Origin of the sequence: Parabacteroides sp. AF17-3, from assembly GCF_003635445.1 — a bacterium.
GTDB classification, from domain to species: domain Bacteria; phylum Bacteroidota; class Bacteroidia; order Bacteroidales; family Tannerellaceae; genus Parabacteroides; species Parabacteroides goldsteinii.
The window spans coordinates 125,358-144,499 of record NZ_QTMM01000016.1 but is presented as its reverse complement, the minus strand read 5'-3'; the positions used below and the strand labels follow the sequence as shown (position 1 = coordinate 144,499).

Genomic DNA, 19,142 nt, shown 5'->3' with positions numbered 1-19,142 from the left:
TAAAAATTTTAGTTTTCCATAAATACAACTACAGGATTATCATCCGATGATATTGTTTTTGTAAAATTAAGATTTGGATTTGTCGGTATTCCATTTTTCTCTATATAATCACAAATATCCGACGCATTCAAAACTCCTAAACAAGTTCCGTCATCACAAGTAGTAGATATTTGAACAGGCATAAATCCATTGATATCATCTATTAACCCTTTTTCATATAAATAGTAAGAGCTCTCCTCTGTCTGTTTATCATAAATACACAATTGCAATACTCCTTTCGTATCATAATCAAAAACTATATTTGCTTCATTTTCATATATAAAAAGAGTTGTTATTGCTTCTCTAAATCTATTATAACGTTCTTTATAAGGAACAGAATACGGAGTAATATTCAATATATACTGCACTTTCAACCGGTTTCTATCAACCTGATATACAGTATCAATATACTTCTCTTTAAAATAGAGATTTTCTTTATATCGATACATATATCCGTCATTTGTATCTACGACATGGATTTTTGTATCCACAAGATGGTGATTGGGATATTCTTTTTTAGCATTACCGTTGTTATCTAATAAAAGTATTCTTTTTCTTTCTCTTCCATTTCGATTCGGAAAAAAAGCACATAGAGTTGTTGAATCTAACGCCGATATTATCCGAGGAGTATCACTAATAGATAAAGGAACTTGTATTTTTCCAATATATTCACCATTCAATCCGTATTTGTGCAAAACACCATTTACCCCAAAAAAATAGAGTAACTTATCGTATGGATTATAAAAATTGTTGTAAAATGAAAAAACAGCTTCCGGGTCGTCACCTTTATGTCCTATCTTTCGTATAAACTTGCCATTTTTTGCACTAAACAAACAGCAACTATTGTAATCCCATGCTAGTATATAATCTTGTATCTTTTGAACATGGATAAAAGAAAGCAAACAATCATCTGTTGTTTCCAAAGGGAGATACCTTACCTTACGAAATAATTTACTTATTTGCGCCATATTTTTAGGCACATGTGTAGTCAAATCAATCTTTGGCACTTTATCATAACTTAACGAACAAAATACCACTACCACAGATAAAAACAAACTCAACTGCTTCATACTAACAAATATTAATAGCAAACAAAATAGAGTATTAGTTTATATAATTATTTACTAATACTCTACTCTATAAAATTATATTATTTACATCTTGACATTAAATAGTAAAATCAGTATAAAATTTATCAATATCCAGATCCAGATATGTAACAAGTACCTCCACTTACACATTTTTGAGCAAGAGATTCTTCAGCTGAAGCATTATTCAAATACCAACCTGACCAACTTGCTCTATATGGAGGTTTTGCTGCATTATTTCTACAATAACAATAGTAATACTTACCAAAATGAGTAACATCATATCCACCAGTTACTGATTTCATTTCTAAATCGTCCAATACTTTTACACCTGTCTCCAGTGTTGTCTTTTTTAATCTTTTCATGGCTTCAATCTTTTTAATTAGTATATTTTTAAATCTAATATAGAGTAAATATAAACAATCTATAATTACTATTAGTAGCTTCCCTACAAAAAAATGCCGAACGTACACATCTTTAATGCCGAACGCAAATATTGATTCAATTTCAGTATCATACATACTGCAAAAAAGATAAACGGACATTCCTCTTTTTGCGTTCACTAATTTTATACTCTAAACCATTCTTTAATTGAATCCGATCTTCTTTGGGATTAGATATTATTTGAATAGCATATTTCATATTCACAATAACCTGACGATTAACACGCACAAAAAATACATCCAAATGATTTTCAATATTACATAGAGTCGTTTTGATCGAAATAGTCATTTCATTCAGTCTTAGCCTAATCAAAGGTTTTTCACATTCTATACTTACCAAATCTTCATAAGAAAAAGTGACTAAGCCACCTTTATGAGAACAAACAAACGAGTTTTCCTTTAATATAAGTATTTCCATTATTCTACCATATTTTTACTGTTCGACAATGTCATATTACTCCAAAACACATTATCAGAGTTCTATTTCATTAATATCTCTCAATTTTTCCTTTCCTGTTTCTTGCTGATAATATAAAGCCACATACGAATCATTTTCTTTTTCGTAAAAGATACGTTTCCCATTTCTACAAGAAGAATTGATGTACCCTGTATGCAACATCAGAGTTTTACTAACATATGTTTTTTGAACATAGGGAACAGAAGGAAAGTGAAGCTTCCTTTGGTGTATTATTTGCATCCGGCCTTTATTTCTAAACATTCTCCACCTAACCCATAAGCCATCCTTTGAATATGAATTCGTATCCTGCATATCCGTACGATATGTCTCCATACTATCCCACAAGTTAGCAATCCAAATCCCTATAGTATCTATTTCCGATTTTTTCATCACATTCCTCAAATCCATAAAACGATCATAAAACAGTTCGTCAGCATCAATAAAAATAAACCATTCAGCTTTAAAAAAAGAAGCTATATCCAATAGAATATTTCGATTTTGTTTATCATTAAATTCTGTACGAACCTTTTTTGCCTTGACCAATAGTTTATCTGAATGAGAGATTTGAAAAGTATCATCCGTACTGTCATCATCTAACAAAATGATGCCATCACAATATTTCTCCACATTGCGGAGGCAATCAGTTATGCGTTTAGATTCGTTATATGTGGGAATTAAAGCGATCAAAGGATAAGACAGATCAAATATGTTATCTGATGATATCTCAAACTGTTTCAATTTGGAAAGGTAATCTTTACACTGCAGCCTGGCATAACGATGTTCTTGCCAGTCATATATAACCATCTCCAGATTACTTTTGCTATCTTTATTTTTAGCATTGATTTCTACAGGTAATAATACTTCAGGCAGCATTTTTTCAGAAAGAGTATTCAGCCATTCTTTATGTACCAGATAATCTCCTCTTCTTACCAAAACGGCTCCAGGCAAAAATAATCTTCGAATTCCGGACAGTTCCAAACGGCGACATAGATTTTCTTCGCTTTCTTCACGATTTACAAATCTTTCGTCATATCCACCAACCATCTCCAGAAACTCTTTCTTTACCATGGTACATCCGTAAGATAGTAAATTATCACGGTATTGCTCCATTAACTGCTCGTCTATTTCTTCCCGGCTATCCAAAAACAAGCTTTGTCCGATAGCATAATGTTCCGGATAGACATCCAGTTTTTCGCGTAAATCGCAGATAACATCTGTATAAAATTCCGATTCCGGCTCTATTAATAAGATGTATTGTTTAGTCGCCTGTCGTATACCGACATTAAACGCTTGCACCAAGTTTAGTGATGTTTCATTTTCAGCACCGGATATAACTTTCCAATTGACAAAAGGATATTTCTGAATGCAATCCAGTATCTTGCATTCAGCTCGTTTATCGATAACAAGCACGACCTCTATACCGTTACGTTCAAAGCATTTAACCTTCAATGGCAAAGTACATGTAAACGTTTCTATTTGCTCGCACAATGGTATTACGATACTCAAATCAAAGTCAGGCAACTGTTTCATAGCATAAAAAGTATTAGTTTCTCTTTCCACAAATCATATAAATTCAACCAAAGTATCTCTGTTTCTTCTTGATTATATCCATATCGTTCGGCTAATTCATGCACAGAGACTGTTCCATCACATAATTTCAATAAATCAAGCATTTCTGCCTCTAATTCAAAGAAACAAGTTTGCCCTCGCATAAGATATTGTTTTCCCTCCGATTCTTTCAAAACGAACAAAGAGGATAAACGAGGTCTTAATAAAAATCGCTTATTCCGGCTTTTCATCGATTTAAACAAACTTATAGTCTGTTCTATATACTGTAAAAAGCTTTTATCAAAATCTTTCTTATCATAAGCACTCAATATCCGCTTTTGGATTTCCAAAGACGATTCTCTCTGATTCACATCAAAAATTCTCCGCATTTCCTCTTCAAGCAGTACAGTTGGAACCATTTCACCAAAACAACCTCCATTACGACCTCTGAAATAAACGGATTGTAGATGTGCAAAATTAGCAAGAGTCACCAAACCGCCTAACCCATAATCTCCCAGCACGATACAAGGTTTACAAAAAGCTAAAGCACGAATTACATCATAACCGGAAGCAACAACTAAATGGGCCTTTTTTATTGCAGGAAGTAAAGCATGCCGCGATACAAGAGTGACAAAGGAAGAAAACGCTTTTTTCAATTGTTCATATCGGTCCGTCACAATTGTCAATGAAACATTCGATTTTTGTAAATAATTGAGCAGTTTCAAATCATTTTCAATAAGGCTTCGACCTGTCGGACAATAAACAACTCGATAAACGGATATCTGTTCTTCATAGATATAATAATTCCCCACCTTTTCTACAGGATAATCCAAACGAAGTTGTAATTCCTCCGGTATTCCCCAAGCAGTTAACAAACTTTTACCCAAATTGATTACACCGAAGAGATTTTTACGCGGGGCAATATAACTATTCAAATTCCCCGTATCAGAAACAAACAACACCGGACATTTCGACAAACGATCCAATATCATTTTATAACGAACCCAACAACGGGCATTTTGAACAATGACCAAATCATAAAACGGTTTAACACAAGCGACTTGTCTATCAAATAAGTCTCCTACTAAATCCACATAATAATGGGGTAATAATTGCTTTACCAAATAATTAGCCAGTTCTTTCGACCAAATATCCAGCTCTTCACTCATACCTATATAAAGTATTGTTTGCCTCATGTTGCTCAATTTTAGTTTATTAATTCAAATCTCTTTTTATCAATACTGGATAAAACCTGGAGAATAAATTCCAGCTAGGCCTATCAACCTCTTCCAGAGGTATAACCGATGTGCCATGCCGTTTAAGCAAAAGTGATAAAACACTTTGGTCATGGCGATTCTCTACAAATCCCACTTCATTTGGAGATAGCGAAGGCGTATCATCCACTAAATAAAAGTTTTCATAATACATATCTAGCCATGCTCTAACCAAAGCGACTGTTTTCGGCTCTTTACGGATAAAAATAACACCGGACTGATATTGTGGCGAATACATCTCTTCTTTTCCACGTATCCGAAAATAATCCAATAAATCTCCCTTCGTCCAAAAACATTCTTTCCTTACTGGCTCTAACTGTGAAACCAAGAACCCACTTTCATTTTCTTTGACTTCCTTCCAATAATCTAATAATTTCTCTTTACCCCGGCTATTCAAGTGACTTCCCATATCCACATAAAGCAAAACATCCCCATCATCCATCTTGGCTAATGTGTCCAGTATAATAAACGGTTTCCAGACCCAATAACCAAATCCACGGATATCTGCACTTAAATATTCCTGAAAATCATCTCGGAACGAAGTCGGTAAATCATATTCATTATAAAGATGAATAGAATCAAATAAATTAAATTCTTCTACTTGTTCCTGCAGCCTTTCACGACTTGCAGCGTAACGGGAATCACCAAAGCTACAGAAGAACAACTGCCCTTCAAGCTTTTTTTGAAAAGTAAAACATTTTTGTTCGCTTTTTACCAAATGACATAACCGGATAAATGGATGTATTTCTTGTAATGCCGCTTTTTTTATAAAGGAAGAGCGTAGCGGTTCTTTACGCCACTGATGATATTGAGCATACAAATTCGGATTTTCGCAACAAGCCTTTAAATGAACAGCCAGTGCATCTGCAGTCTTATACTTACGCACATCCACATAGCAGTTGTCTCCAGGTGCCAATTCATCAATATTAGGTGCTCCCAAATAAATAGGAACAGCTCCCACCAAAAGCGGGTCAAAGAATTTTTCTGTCACATAATCTTCTGCACAAGAATTTTCAAAAGCTATTACGAATTTATAATGACCATACAAAGCCATTTTAGAAGAATACCCGTTATCATTCTCCAACCGACAGTTATTAAACAGTTTCCCATACGAATCAATCTGTATTTTCTGCATCAACTCTTTCAAATATTCCTGCCTTCCACTCTGATTAAACGGACTTGAAACCATCATACAAACATCATCAAGCGATTCAAACGATTGGAGAACTGCCTGTTGCAGACGAACCGGATAATCTTTTTCATAATAGGGGTATACTATATCCGCTCCCTGATGGTAAGACATCCAGTAATCGAACAATCCCATAAACTCCGTACTTTTTATAAAAGGATAATTCTCTTCACATTCTAACGTCCACCCCACCCAGCATTGTTTCTCCGGCTTATCAAGATCTCCTTCCAAATCAAAATCCAAAGTCGGTAAATGAAATACAACTACATCAGCCCGATCAAGATGTTTTTGATCAGAAGTTATCAATACACCTTCCGGAACCTGCTCTTTGGGATATATCAAAGGAGTTTCCCACATACGATTATGAAAAAGAATTACCGTTACTTCATTTGGAATTACCTTCGGAACTCCGGTCACCTCTGCCGATACACGCCAGGAATGATAATTTTTCAATTTTTTGTGAGCTGTCCGAAAACATGACAGACAAAGAGAACGGACTTCTGCTGCCAACAGGCGATGTTTATGATAGATTTGGTACAAAGAATGGCTAACCAACCGGAAACGACTATCACGTTTCTTATCCAATAGCCAAAAGGCTAATTTATATAATTGAGCAGATTTAGCATAAAGTAAACTCCAGATAATCCGTTCCTCGGCCACATCGAAACGTTCTGCAAAACAAAGTAATCGGTTAGCAATATACAGCAGGTTGTTCAGTCTCTTCCCTGCATCCAGCGTATTCATGATCGAACCAGTACGTTGCCTGTAATAATAAAATGGGAACTCCGTACAGACAATCCGGTCTGCCAAACATAATGCCTCAACACTCCACAATTCATCTTCATGGAGAACATCCTCAAAGTATAGATTGTTATTTTCCAGCCAACTACGGCGATACAAATAGGAAGTAGCCATCGGCACAAATTTACTTGCCAGGAACAACTCCGTAAAACAATCCTTCCCAGACAGCACTTGCTTAGTGACGGATTCCGGTAATGGTAAAAACGGAGAATAAAAATTTCCATCCGGATTCACATACAAAACCGTTCCCAAAACCATATCTGCCGCCACCTCTTCTGCTTTTTGATATAGTTTACTCAATTGTTCCAGGTCTACCCAATCGTCACTATCGATAAACACGACATAGTCTCCATTTGCCACCTCCAAACCACGATTACGAGCAACAGCCAATCCTTGATTAGATTGATGAATTACTTTTATAAAAGGTTCACGTAAAGCGTAACGATCAGCTATGTCACCGGACAGATCTGTAGAACCATCGTCTACCAGTATTACTTCCATGTTAACCCGTGGAGTCTTTAATAAAGATTCCAGACATTCTTCCAAATATTCCTCTACATTATATATAGGGACGATACAGGATAATTGATATGGATGTTCACGATTCATAGAATTCTAAATTTCAGGGTACGATATACCAAATAGTTTTACATTCGCTAATAATAACCAATTCTAGTTCTCCATAAACACCACCACCGGATTGTCATCCGGCGAAATCGATTTCAGGAAATTGAGATTCGGATTGGAAGATATTCCACTTTTATCTATATAATCGCAAATATCTCCAGCATTCAAAACTCCCAGACAAGTTCCATCATCACAAATCGTAGATATCCAAACAGGCATAAAATCGTTGATATCATCAATCGGGCCATTTTCACATAAATAGTAAGAACTTTCTCCTGCTTGCTTATCATAAACACATAGTTGTCCTACTCCATTCATATGATAACGAAAAGCTATATTTACATCATTTTCATATATAAAATAAGGTAATATCGCTTCCTTATGTCTGTCATAACGTTCTTTATAAGGTACAGAACGGGATGTTATATTTAAAACATATTCAGCCTTCAACTGATTTTGACTAACTTGATAAACCGTATCTATAAACATTTCTTTAAAATAAAGATTATCTTTATATCTATACGTAAGCCCATCACCCGTATCAAGAATATACCTTTTTGTTTCTACGAAATGATGATTAGGAAACTCTTTTTTTACATTTCCGTTATGATCAAATAAAACTATTCTTTTCTTCTCCCGTCCACTTCTATTCGCAAAAAAAGCACAAAAAGTCGTTAAGTCCAATGGTACTACAAATTGAGGAGAGACACCTGTCGACAACGGGACTTTCATTTTACCAACATATTTACCATCCAGCCCGTACTTAACCCGAATCCCTTCAACACCCTGAAAATAGAGGAGCCCATCATACGGATTATAAAAATTCTCATAAAATGAAAAGACAGCTTCCGGATCATCGCCTTTATGCCCTATTCTCCGTATAAATTTTCCATCTTTAGCACTAAACAAACAACAGCTATCGTAATCCCAGGCAAGTATATAATCTTGTATCTTCTGCACATGGATATAAGAAAGTAAACAATCATCTGTCGTTTCCAGAGGAACATACCTTACTTTACGGAACAATTTACTCATTTGCGCAGCCTGTTTAGGAGTGTGTGCAGGTAAATCGATCTTGGGTATTTTTTCATTACTAAATGAACAAAGTACCACAACAGTCAACAAAAAGAGTTTCACGTATTTCATAATTAATCAAGATTTAAGCGACAGAAACGTGTTGTTTCAAAGTTTCGGGTACAATTTACTGATTAATTTTATCTTAACAAGAAATAGCGTCCAAGAAATTATAATATTTTACTTCCACAACACGCACAAAGACTACCACACAGTCTCAAACAACACATTTATAACGAATTAGCCCAGTCATATCATTATAGACTCCCCCAAAGATATAAAGTAACCTTCGTGATCTGTACTCCATTTTTTAGTTATCCATCAGCACAACCACAGAATTGTCATCCGGTGAAATTAATTTCAGGACATCAAGACTCAGTTTAGAAGAGAATGATGCTTATTTTCGTTATCTTACCAAAGAAAAAATTACCGGTGGCAAATAACCTCCCAAGTTGTACGATGAGAAAATAGAGATGGAGCATCTCGAAGAAGATTGTTTTGATATTATCCCATTGAAAGATGGATAGGGACAAATACTCTCGGCTATCGTACATTCCCGTTCCCCTTAAACGGAATATTCGATTATGCATCTAAAAAATAAAGACAAGAATGTACGCAAAGTATATTTTTCATCTGATACGCAGATGAAAAACATAGACGTGCTGGATTATTACCAGACTCGTTTTCAAGTCGAATTTTGCTTTCGCGATGCAAAACAATTTATAGGACTGACAGACTGTCAAAGTCGAGATTTGAACAAACTACATATCCATTTAAACGCTTCATTGACCAATGTGAATCTGGCTAAAGCAAAAGCTTTAGAGAAAAATATTAATATGCACTTGCATCATTCAGACTGGAATTACTGAGAATATACTCCTGTTTATCGCTGCTTATACAAAGACATTTACAATTACAAGCACCTTTCAAAGCATTCAGTTCACGTTTCTCTAATTCAGCCTTTCTGAATTCATGTAATTTAAGTTTACCTAAAGTTTTCATTTTTTAATGGTATTAAGATTAATAAGAGACTTTTACATGTAGCAAAGTTAACATCCAATTAAAAATAGCAATTAGCCCAATTGAGTCTATTTGAGTTTTCTCTACTTTTATTATTCTAAGTCCTAAATTATGTTTTACCTTTTTTAAAAGAAGCATCAATGTTCTTTTGCCTCAGCATCCTGTTTTGGATATATTATACGGACTACGAATTCAATTGCTTATTATTATTTGTTTCTCCCTAATGAAACACTTGTTCCATTACATAGAAACAACTGTTTCATTAGGGAGAAACAAAATCCGGCTTATATCCTTTTACCATTCATATTGCTCTACATATTCATCGAATACGGGAGCTTCCTGAAGACCTCTTTCAAGAAACAATTGCCGGACATACTCCTGTTGCTCGGGACTAAAAAGACGCTCCTTACGCCAAAGCCGGTAAAAATGCGTTCGTCCGAAATAGGTCAACATCTGTCGTTTGATAGCAATTGCGTCATTATGTGGAATATACGCCAGTAAATGCGTCATTCCCAAGGCAAATTGCTGCAACTGGTCAGCCTTAAAGTAGGGACAATCTTCATTGGCAGGATTCGTGTGCGCAGGATTAACAAAGGTAACAGTCTTACGTTCGATCGGTATATGCTGAGCTGCCCTGCTACGAAGGCACTTATCAGCTTGTTTGCATTGTCCGTTCATACAATGAGCAAATTTATACGGCAGTAAATTGTAATCAAAGTCTTTATTCATAATATATATCGTTTTAACAAAAATACGCTTTATTATTTAAATACAAGACAATTGCATCACAAATGTGGCATTTAACCTGAATAATAAAGCTTCCCTATGGTGGGATACAATCAGTGTTGGTTCAGTAAGAAACAAATCAGGCCGGACATCAGGCCGGTTTCTGTCAGGTGGGTACGGATATCGGATAAGGCTTTGGTTATATGCTTTTCTACCGCCTTCTCACTGATATTCAGACGAAGTGCGATTTCTTTGTTCTTTAGATTTTCTTCGCGGCTCAACAGAAAAACCCTTTTACGCTGTTCGGGAAGCGTACCGACAAAAGAGGTTATCTCCTCTTCTATCTCTTTCAGTAGCAGATTGTCATGCTGGTTATACGACAGTATCTCCCGATCAATCAGTTCATCCAGCATATCGGCATGATCTACACGTCGCTGAACCGACACGGAATTAAGGTAGTTAATCGATCTGTTATAGGTAGCCCGATACAAGTAGGGTTTTATCGGTTCCTCAAAATCAATTTTATCCCGATTGATCCAAAGAGCCATAAACACATCCTGTACAATATCTTCACCCACCGACCAGTCGTTCACATACCGATACGAGTACGTGACCAAAGAGCGAAAATAATCCTCAAAAAGCTTCTGAAATAAAACAAATTCACCCAATCTACTACCCCTTTCGTTAAACTTATTATCACTGATGGTTATCATTACTGTATCTCCGGTTCACAAAATATTTGCGTAAAAATAATCTTTTTTTTCTCATTGAGGTAGGGTTAAACGGTTTTGTTTTGTGATAAGTATAGAAGAGTAACCGAATAATTACCGAAAGGGATACAAAATAAGGATGAACGACATCATATTAAAATATTTACAAAGAACAGCCGGCAAGGAGGAAAAAGAACGTCTTCTCGCCTGGTTACGGGAAAGCGATGCGAATAAAAAGACATTCATCGACTTACGGGATATCTGGCTGGCATCTGGAAAGACTCCGGTACATGCGCCGGGTTACACAGAAAACGCTTTCCGGATATTTGAAGAGAGCGTCCGCCGTAACGAACAAAACAGCCGTTCGTCTAAACGTTCTATACGCCCGTTTTTACGTATTGCCGCCTCCATTGCCATTCTCCTGATTTGTTCGATCGGAGGATATTATATAGGTAGAAACACTCCGGATATCGTTTACATAGAGAAAGAAGCCGTTATTATGAACCAGGCCATCATGGGCAAGGGAAGCAAAGGTTACGTTACACTGCCCGACGGAAGCGTCGCTTGGCTGAATACGAACAGTAAGCTGACTTATCCGGAAAAGTTTTCCGACAAATACAGAAAAGTCAAACTGGAAGGAGAAGGTTATTTCGAAGTAAGGAAGAACGAACAGGCACCGTTTTTCGTCGAGACCAATCAAATGACAGTCAATGTACTGGGCACAAACTTCGACGTAAAGGATTACTCGGATAAAATGAACAGCGAAACCACCCTGCTCACCGGAAAGGTTGAAATACAGCTGCCGAATAATCCGAACAGCATCCTCTTGAAACCCAACCAACGGATCATCCTGGATAAAGAGACCGGCGTTCATGAAATAAGGCAGGTCGATGCCTCCGAATATATATTATGGATCAACGAAAAGCTGGTATGCAACAACGAAAAACTGTCCGTCATCTTACACAAGATTAAACTATGGTACGGCATGGAACTCGTCTGCCAACCGGGAACTCCTGTCGACCAGCGCCTGTCGCTGACGATCCGGAAAGAATCGCCTGACGAAATATTCAAGTTGCTGGAAATGATCGCACCTATTCGTTATTCGATCAAAGATGATGTAATCTATGTGAAACCTAAATAATACGAACCATAAAAACAGAATGCCTATGGGATAAGAAACCGGAGAGTCTAAAAACAATCCAGGCAAATGCTGGTAACATTTGCCCGGTAATGTGAAACAAACTGTTCTCAAAAATAAGAAGATGAGAGCAATAAGTTAAATTTAAAACAGTACAAATGTATGAAAAAAATTTCCATAGAAAGGAATGCTATTTCCTTTCTTAACATTAATTCATTCAGAAAAATGAAGCTAATACTATTATTTATAGGCTTTTGCTTTTTTCAGCTTTACGCAATAAACGGTTATGCACAAAATACGAAAATAAGCTTGGAATTAACCCATGTGAAACTGAGTGAAGCAATCAAAGTGATCGAAGAGAAAACACCTTTTGTCTTCTTCCTCAACAACTCAGAGATCGACATGAACAGACAGGTCAGTCTGAATCTCAAAGAGGCCAGCATCAAAGAGGTGTTAAATCAGTTGCTTGCGCCTGGCAGTTATCGGATAGAGAATTATAAGATCGTCCTGCTGGCCGATAAAATGCCGCAGGAAGGAAAAATCACCGGTAAAGTGATCGACGAAACAGGAATGCCTGTCATCGGAGCCAACGTGATCGACAAGAAAACGAACAACGGAACGATCACAGACCTGAACGGACAATTTATCCTGGACGCTCCCCAGGATGCTACCCTGACAGTATCTTTCATCGGATACATTTCGCAAGACATTCATCTGAAGGGACAAAAAGACATTACTGTCACTTTAAAAGAAGACACTCAGTTATTGGACGAAGTCGTAGTGGTCGGTTTCGGAACCCAGAAGAAAGTCAACCTGACCGGAGCTGTTGCTTCCGTCAATTTATCGGAAACATTGGGAGACCGTCCGGTCCCTAACATAGCACAGGCTTTGCAAGGGACGACACCCGGATTACAGATCGGATCGGAAACCGGTACGCCTGGTGACGCAATGAGTTATAATATCCGTGGTACGACATCTATCAATGGAGGTACGCCTCTCGTACTGGTGAACAACGTTCCGATGGATATCAATATGATCGATCCACAGGAAATCGAATCGGTCTCCATATTAAAAGATGCCGCTTCGGCAGCCATCTACGGGGCAAGAGCCGCCTTCGGTGTTATCCTGATCACCACGAAGCAGGGAAAAAAAGATTCCGCTCCGAAATTCAATTACAACAATAATATATCGTTCTCCAAGCCGCTGGAGTTACCTCAGAAAGCCAATCCGCTGGAATCGGTCCTGGCCTACAAAGAAATGGGTTGGCCCAACGACACCTATGTAGATGGCAAAAACATCACCCAGTGGGAAGGATACATACGTGACTACCAGAGTAACCCGGGAAAATATCCGAACGGATATATCTTTGACGAAAACGGCAATCTATTTCTGATGAAAGAACGGAATATGTTCGACGATATGACAGATAATTTCGGATTCATGCAGAACCACAGCATGTCGGTTTCCGGCGGTAGTGAGAAGACAGTCTATCGCATCGGCGTCGGCTATACCGGAGAAGACGGTATCCTGATTACGGATAAAGACAGCTATGACCGACTCAACCTCTCTACATTTATGGGAGTAGATGTCAATTCCTGGCTGACAACCCAACTCGACTTGAAATATGGTAATTCCAAACAGAAAAAAGTAGAGGCAGGAGGACGTAATACTGTATGGGTAGCCGCCATGAATTTACCGTCTTATCAGAATAATGAAGATTATGAGGAAAACGGGACAGTCTATCCGGCTGAGTCTCCCGCCACTTATATCCGTTACGGCGATCCCCGGAGAATCAAAAGAAATGACCTAAGAGCATTGGGACGAATCATCCTGAGTCCGCTGAAAGGTCTTAAGATAACCGGAGAATACACTTACAACCGGACAACCGAGCAAAATAAATTCTATAAGAACAAATATCAGTATATAGGAATGAACTTTACCGGGGTACTGAACAGCACGGAGAACTCCAGCTATGCGGTCACTTCCAAATATACGGATTATAATGCCGTCAACTTATTCGCCAATTACGATATGACATTCGGTAAACATGATATTTCGGTGATGGGAGGATACAATCAGGAGTCGAGCCATACCGAATCCCAATATTCTTATCGTACGGATGTAGTGGTCGGTTCACTGCCTTCGTTATCCTTATCGACGGGTACTCCGATTACGAATGACGCGTTCGAGGAATTTGCCATCCGCGGATTATTCTATCGCGTGAATTACAGCTATGCCGGCAAATACCTGTTGGAAGCCAACGGACGTTACGACGGAACTTCCCGTTTCCCCAAAAACAGCCGGTTCGGTTTCTTCCCCTCTTTCTCCGCCGGTTGGCGTATTTCGGAAGAAAATTTCATGAAAACGACAAACGAATGGCTCTCCAACCTGAAACTCAGGGCATCCTGGGGTTCCATCGGGAACCAGGTCATCTTAAAATCCGACAATACACCCGATAATTATCCTTATATCCCGGATATGAACGTTTACCTTTCCAATTGGTTGGTGGACGGGCAAAAGGTTACGACACTGGGAGCTCCGGCCATGGTCAGCAGCAGCTTTGGATGGGAAAAAGTCTATACACTAGACTTCGGTTTCGACCTGGACCTGTTCAACAACAAGCTGAATACCACATTCGACTGGTACCGTCGTGATACCAAAGGTATGCTGGCTCCGGGAATGGAATTGCCGGGAGTAGTCGGTGCCAGTGCTGCAAAACAAAATGCCGCAGACCTGAAAACATACGGCTGGGAACTGAAGATCAACTGGCATGACCGGATAGGCGATGTAGGCTACCGGGTAGGTTTCAACCTGTATGACTCGCAATCCGAAATCACCAAATACGACAACGAAGCCGGCCTGTTCGGAAAAGACCTTTACCGGAAAGGCATGAAGCTGGGTGAAATATGGGGGTACGTAACCGACCGTTTCTATACGACGGACGATTTCAACGCAGACGGAACCCTGAAACCGGGTATTCCGATGTTCAAGGGAGCAGGAACTGTATATCCGGGTGATATTCTTTACAAGAACTTCGACGATGACACCGAATTTATTTTCGAAGGCGACAACACTATTCACAATCCGGGCGACCAGCGCATCATAGGCAACAATACTCCCCGTTACCAATACGGCATCACAGCCGGAGTCAGTTACAAAGGTTTCGACCTGTCTATCTTTTTACGCGGGGTAGGAAAACGCGACTACTGGCGTACCGACCAGATGGCATGGCCGAACGGAAGCTGGGGTAGTTTATTCAAGGAAACACTCGACTTCTGGACTCCGGATAATCCGGATGCCTTCTATCCGAGGGTGTATCCGCAGAATGAAACGAATACGAAATTCAACCAGAAAGTGCAAACCAAATATCTGGCAAATGCCGCTTACCTGAAAATACAGAACATTACTCTGTCTTATTCATTACCCAAAAATATCTGTCAAAAGATCTATATGGATAATATCCGGGTATTTGTCAGTGGTGAAAATCTGCATACCTGGGACCATCTGCCAGAAGGAATGGAATCGGATATGCTTTCAAAAGGAGCCTGGGAATATCCTTTCATGAAAAAATATTCACTGGGTATAAATGTTACTTTCTAAATTAAAACATACGATCATGAAGACATTCAAAATATTATTCGGACTACTCGTCATTTTCGGATTTTCCGGCTGCATGAATAACGATTTCCTGGAAAGATACCCGCTGGGCAGTCCCACTGCAGAAACCGTATTCAAATCATACGACAATTTCAAAACATATGCATGGGGTTTGTATGAAACATTCCCGGCACTCGGTTACGGAGAAACCAACACGGACAATATCTCCTATAACTCCACACGGGGGTCAGGCGAAACCGATTGGATCAGGGGAATTGTCGTTCCCCCGTCAAAAACAGACAATACACCATGGGCACAATATTCATTCATCCGCCGGACAAACCTCATGCTCGACCATATCGAGACGTCGGATATGACTGAAACGGAAAGAAACCACTGGCGCAGTGTCGGTTACTTCTTCCGTTCCTACCGATATCTGACCTTACTTTCCGCTTACGGCGGTGTTCCCTGGATCGACCATGTACTGGCAGACGATGAAACGGATATCATTTATGGGGAAAGAGACTCCAGAGATGTCATTGCCAATCATATCCTGGAAGACCTTCAGTATGCAGAACAGAACATCAATCAGGATGGCGATGGAGCCAACACAATCAACCGCGTGGTGGTACAGACATTACTTTCCCGCTTCTGCCTGTTCGAAGGAACCTGGAGAAAATATCACGGACTACAGGATGCTGAAAAGTTCCTGCGGGAATGTAAGCGGGCTTCCGAAGAAGTATTGAAGGTATATCCGAACGTTCACAGCAACTACGACGACCTGTTCAATTCATTGTCGTTAAATGGTATGACCGGAATCATCCTTTACAAAGCGTATGCCAATGATGCCAATGTTGTACATGCTACCAGCATCGGTGGAACCACGGCTCAGTCATTCTATAATGTAACCCGCGACATGGTGGACAGCTATTTATGTTCGGACGGCAAACCGCGCTGGACAAGTCAGATATTCCTGGGTGACAAGGATATGTACGACGAATTCAGCAACAGGGACCACCGTTTATGGCTGCACGTTACTCCGCCTTATGTAGTCGACCGTTCGGAATCGACAACGGCCTGGGATAACAAATGGAAGTTTACGGACAATCCGAAAGACCGTAGTTTTATTGACAGTATCAATCTGATCGTTCCGGCCGAACGTCAGAAAACACTGCCGTTCAGACAAGGATACGATGGCGGTATCTTAGGAGAAAATCCCCACTACGATTTCTTCCTGAACGGGCAACCCTGGTACAAATCGGCATTCGGATATAATAACTGGAAATATTTCAATACTTATCTGAGCATGGGTTCTCAACGGAATGAAGAGACCGACATGCCGATATTCAGGGTAGAAGAAGTGATGCTGAATTATGCCGAAGCAATGGTTGAACTGGGAGAATTCAGCCAGTCCGTTGCTGACATGACCATCAACAAAATACGTTCACGGGCAAATGTTCCTTCGATGATTGTATCGCAGATCAATGAAAGTTTTGATCCGAAGCGGGATTTGGGTGATTCGAGATATGCAGGCGATTATGCCGTATCTCCTCTCTTATGGGAAGTACGCAGGGAAAGACGTATCGAACTGTTTTCAGAAAATTTCCGTTTCGACGACCTCAGAAGATGGAAGAAATGTCATTATGCCATGAAGAAAAAACTCGGGCAATATGTCCGGAAATCAGACTTCCCGGCAGGTACGGCTGTGACCATCGACGGAGGTGCGGATGAAGGTTATCTGGAATTCCATCCGGATCCGAATAAATTATGGCCGGATTATTATTATCTTTACCCGATACCATTGAATCAGATGGTATTAAATCCGAATATCAAACAGAATCCGGGTTGGGAATAGTTTAATTAATCACAAACAAAGAGGATGTATCAAAAATCGAGACTTGTCCTCCATGACAAAACGAACTTTTGATGCATCTTCTTTATTTTAGCTCGTATATATCATGAAATATGTAAGTATTATTATTCTCTTGCTTTCTTCTTTTTTCCTGACGGCACAAACAGTAATCCCTGCACCGGAAACAGTCGTGCAAGGTAACGGAGAATTTCGCACAAAAAACCTACAAGCCGATATCCGCCAGACTACGAATACGGCATTACCTTCTGAAGCATACCGGCTACAGGTAACAGAAAACGGTATCGAAATAGAAGCATCCGGCGATGCGGGTTTCTTTTATGCCCGGCAGACATTAAAGCAATTGGCCTCCGATCAGAACGGGACATGGATCATCCCCTGCCTGAAAATAGAAGACAGGCCGCGTGTCGGTTTCAGAAGTTTCCTGCTCGACTCCGGCCGCCAATATCAGAAAGTTTCGACCATAAAGAAATATATCGACATGGCAGCCCTGCTAAAAATGAACTATTTCCACTGGCATCTGACGGAGGGCCTCGGATGGCGCATTGAAATCAAACAATATCCGCGCCTTACCGAAGTGGGCGCTTTTGTCGGCAAAGGCCCGGAACAACAGGGTTTCTATTCACAGGAAGAGATCAAAGAGATTGTCAGATATGCCGCCGAACGTTGTATCACGGTTATCCCGGAAATCGATATGCCGGGACATGCGGAAGCCGCTCTGGTCGCTTACCCGGAACTAGGCTGCTTCGGCGACACCATACAGGTTCCCGAAAACGGCTTTACACAAAATATCTTCTGTGCCGGCAAAACACATACACTGGACTTTCTGAAGAATGTACTCGATGAAGTCTGCGAACTGTTCCCCTCCGAATATATTCATCTGGGAGGTGATGAAGCCCCCAAAGGGAACTGGGATACATGTCCCGATTGCGGGCAATGTATCAAAGAACACGGTTTGAAAGACAGCCACGATCTTCAGCTCTGGTTCTCAGCACAGATGGCCAACTATCTGAAAAACAAAGGAAGAAAAGCAATCTTTTGGGGAGATGTCGTTTATCAGAATGGTTATGCGTTACCTGATAACGTAGTGATCCACTGGTGGAACTGGCGGGGACATAAAGACACCGCATTCAAAGAAGCACTCAAAAGAAATCTTCCTGTTATCTGCGGAACCAATTATTATACCTACCTGAATTTCCCTGTCACTCCCTGGAAAGGATATGAGGCGGCGCGTACATTCGATATCAAAGATGTATATACCGCCAACCCGTCTTATAGAAAAGAAGATTCGCCTCTCTTGTTAGGAATGAGTTGTGCCCTCTGGACCGATTACAGGGTAACAGAAAATATGATCGACCGAAGGCTGTTTCCCCGCATTCTGGCTATCGCCGAACAAATGTGGAGCCGGAGCGAACCGGAGAGTTTCGAACTGTTTTACCAAAAGGTAAAAGACAAAAAAGAATGGTTTGAAAAACAAGGATATATGTTCGGACCAGGATTAAAAAGCGAAGTAACCGACGATTTCAGTTGGGACTAATTAA

The 19,142-nt window shown here is 39.5% G+C and carries 15 protein-coding genes; 5 read left to right on the top strand and 10 right to left on the bottom strand.

Annotation, left to right across the window (positions count from 1 at the left end):
• Positions 1-8 precede the first annotated feature (8 nt).
• The 7 genes from DWW91_RS20575 to DWW91_RS20545 all read right to left on the bottom strand — a co-directional run bounded on the left by DWW91_RS20575 (position 9) and on the right by DWW91_RS20545 (position 8,612).
• The gene (locus DWW91_RS20575) at positions 9-1,109 is read right to left on the bottom strand and encodes a 6-bladed beta-propeller (protein WP_122328825.1); all 1,101 of its coding nucleotides are present in this window, start codon (positions 1,107-1,109) and stop codon (positions 9-11) included.
• Between the two features lie 125 nt (positions 1,110-1,234).
• Complete coding sequence (locus DWW91_RS27565) at positions 1,235-1,492, bottom strand: hypothetical protein (protein WP_147426560.1); 258 nt, start codon at positions 1,490-1,492, stop codon at positions 1,235-1,237.
• 148 nt (positions 1,493-1,640) lie between these two features.
• Positions 1,641-1,988 (bottom strand): LytTR family DNA-binding domain-containing protein, encoded by a 348-nt coding sequence (locus tag DWW91_RS20565; protein WP_122328798.1) that lies wholly within the window; start codon positions 1,986-1,988, stop codon positions 1,641-1,643.
• Positions 1,989-2,042: 54 nt separating this feature from the next.
• The gene (locus tag DWW91_RS20560; RefSeq protein ID WP_122328797.1) at positions 2,043-3,557 is read right to left on the bottom strand and encodes a glycosyltransferase family 2 protein; all 1,515 of its coding nucleotides are present in this window, start codon (positions 3,555-3,557) and stop codon (positions 2,043-2,045) included.
• Positions 3,554-4,744 (bottom strand): hypothetical protein, encoded by a 1,191-nt coding sequence (locus DWW91_RS20555; RefSeq protein WP_122328796.1) that lies wholly within the window; start codon positions 4,742-4,744, stop codon positions 3,554-3,556. The genes DWW91_RS20560 and DWW91_RS20555 overlap by 4 nt, the downstream gene beginning before the upstream one ends.
• A 46-nt stretch (positions 4,745-4,790) precedes the next feature.
• Entirely contained in the window at positions 4,791-7,448 is a 2,658-nt protein-coding gene (locus DWW91_RS20550; protein WP_122328795.1) for a glycosyltransferase, read from the bottom strand.
• Between the two features lie 63 nt (positions 7,449-7,511).
• A complete protein-coding gene (locus DWW91_RS20545; RefSeq protein WP_122328794.1) occupies positions 7,512-8,612 on the bottom strand; it encodes a DUF4934 domain-containing protein in 1,101 nt (366 codons plus the stop codon).
• Between the two features lie 512 nt (positions 8,613-9,124).
• Between DWW91_RS20545 and DWW91_RS20535 the strand changes: the two genes are divergently transcribed.
• Complete coding sequence (locus DWW91_RS20535) at positions 9,125-9,409, top strand: transposase (protein WP_053078011.1); 285 nt, start codon at positions 9,125-9,127, stop codon at positions 9,407-9,409.
• Here the strand turns inward: DWW91_RS20535 and DWW91_RS20530 are convergent.
• From DWW91_RS20530 to DWW91_RS20520, 3 genes are all read right to left on the bottom strand, one after another.
• Positions 9,372-9,542, bottom strand: coding sequence for a TIGR04149 family rSAM-modified RiPP (locus DWW91_RS20530; RefSeq protein ID WP_082150344.1), 171 nt, complete (start codon positions 9,540-9,542; stop codon positions 9,372-9,374). The genes DWW91_RS20535 and DWW91_RS20530 overlap by 38 nt on opposite strands.
• Before the next feature lie 312 nt (positions 9,543-9,854).
• Positions 9,855-10,289 carry a DUF6078 family protein gene (locus tag DWW91_RS20525; RefSeq protein WP_009859770.1) on the bottom strand — a complete coding sequence of 145 codons (435 nt, stop codon included), beginning with the start codon at positions 10,287-10,289 and terminating at the stop codon, positions 9,855-9,857.
• Between the two features lie 110 nt (positions 10,290-10,399).
• The gene (locus DWW91_RS20520; RefSeq protein WP_053078012.1) at positions 10,400-10,999 is read right to left on the bottom strand and encodes an RNA polymerase sigma-70 factor; all 600 of its coding nucleotides are present in this window, start codon (positions 10,997-10,999) and stop codon (positions 10,400-10,402) included.
• 136 nt (positions 11,000-11,135) lie between these two features.
• On the opposite strand from DWW91_RS20520, the gene DWW91_RS20515 reads away from it, so the two are divergent.
• From DWW91_RS20515 to DWW91_RS20500, 4 genes are all read left to right on the top strand, one after another.
• On the top strand, positions 11,136-12,137 hold the full coding sequence (locus tag DWW91_RS20515) for a FecR family protein (protein WP_122328793.1): 1,002 nt from the start codon (positions 11,136-11,138) through the stop codon (positions 12,135-12,137).
• Between the two features lie 159 nt (positions 12,138-12,296).
• Positions 12,297-15,734 (top strand): TonB-dependent receptor, encoded by a 3,438-nt coding sequence (locus DWW91_RS20510; protein WP_048314427.1) that lies wholly within the window; start codon positions 12,297-12,299, stop codon positions 15,732-15,734.
• Positions 15,735-15,750: 16 nt separating this feature from the next.
• Positions 15,751-17,586, top strand: a complete 1,836-nt coding sequence (locus tag DWW91_RS20505; protein ID WP_046146532.1) for a RagB/SusD family nutrient uptake outer membrane protein — start codon at positions 15,751-15,753, stop codon at positions 17,584-17,586.
• 103 nt (positions 17,587-17,689) lie between these two features.
• On the top strand, positions 17,690-19,138 hold the full coding sequence (locus tag DWW91_RS20500) for a beta-N-acetylhexosaminidase (RefSeq protein ID WP_122328792.1): 1,449 nt from the start codon (positions 17,690-17,692) through the stop codon (positions 19,136-19,138).
• The last annotated feature ends 4 nt before the right edge of the window (positions 19,139-19,142 follow it).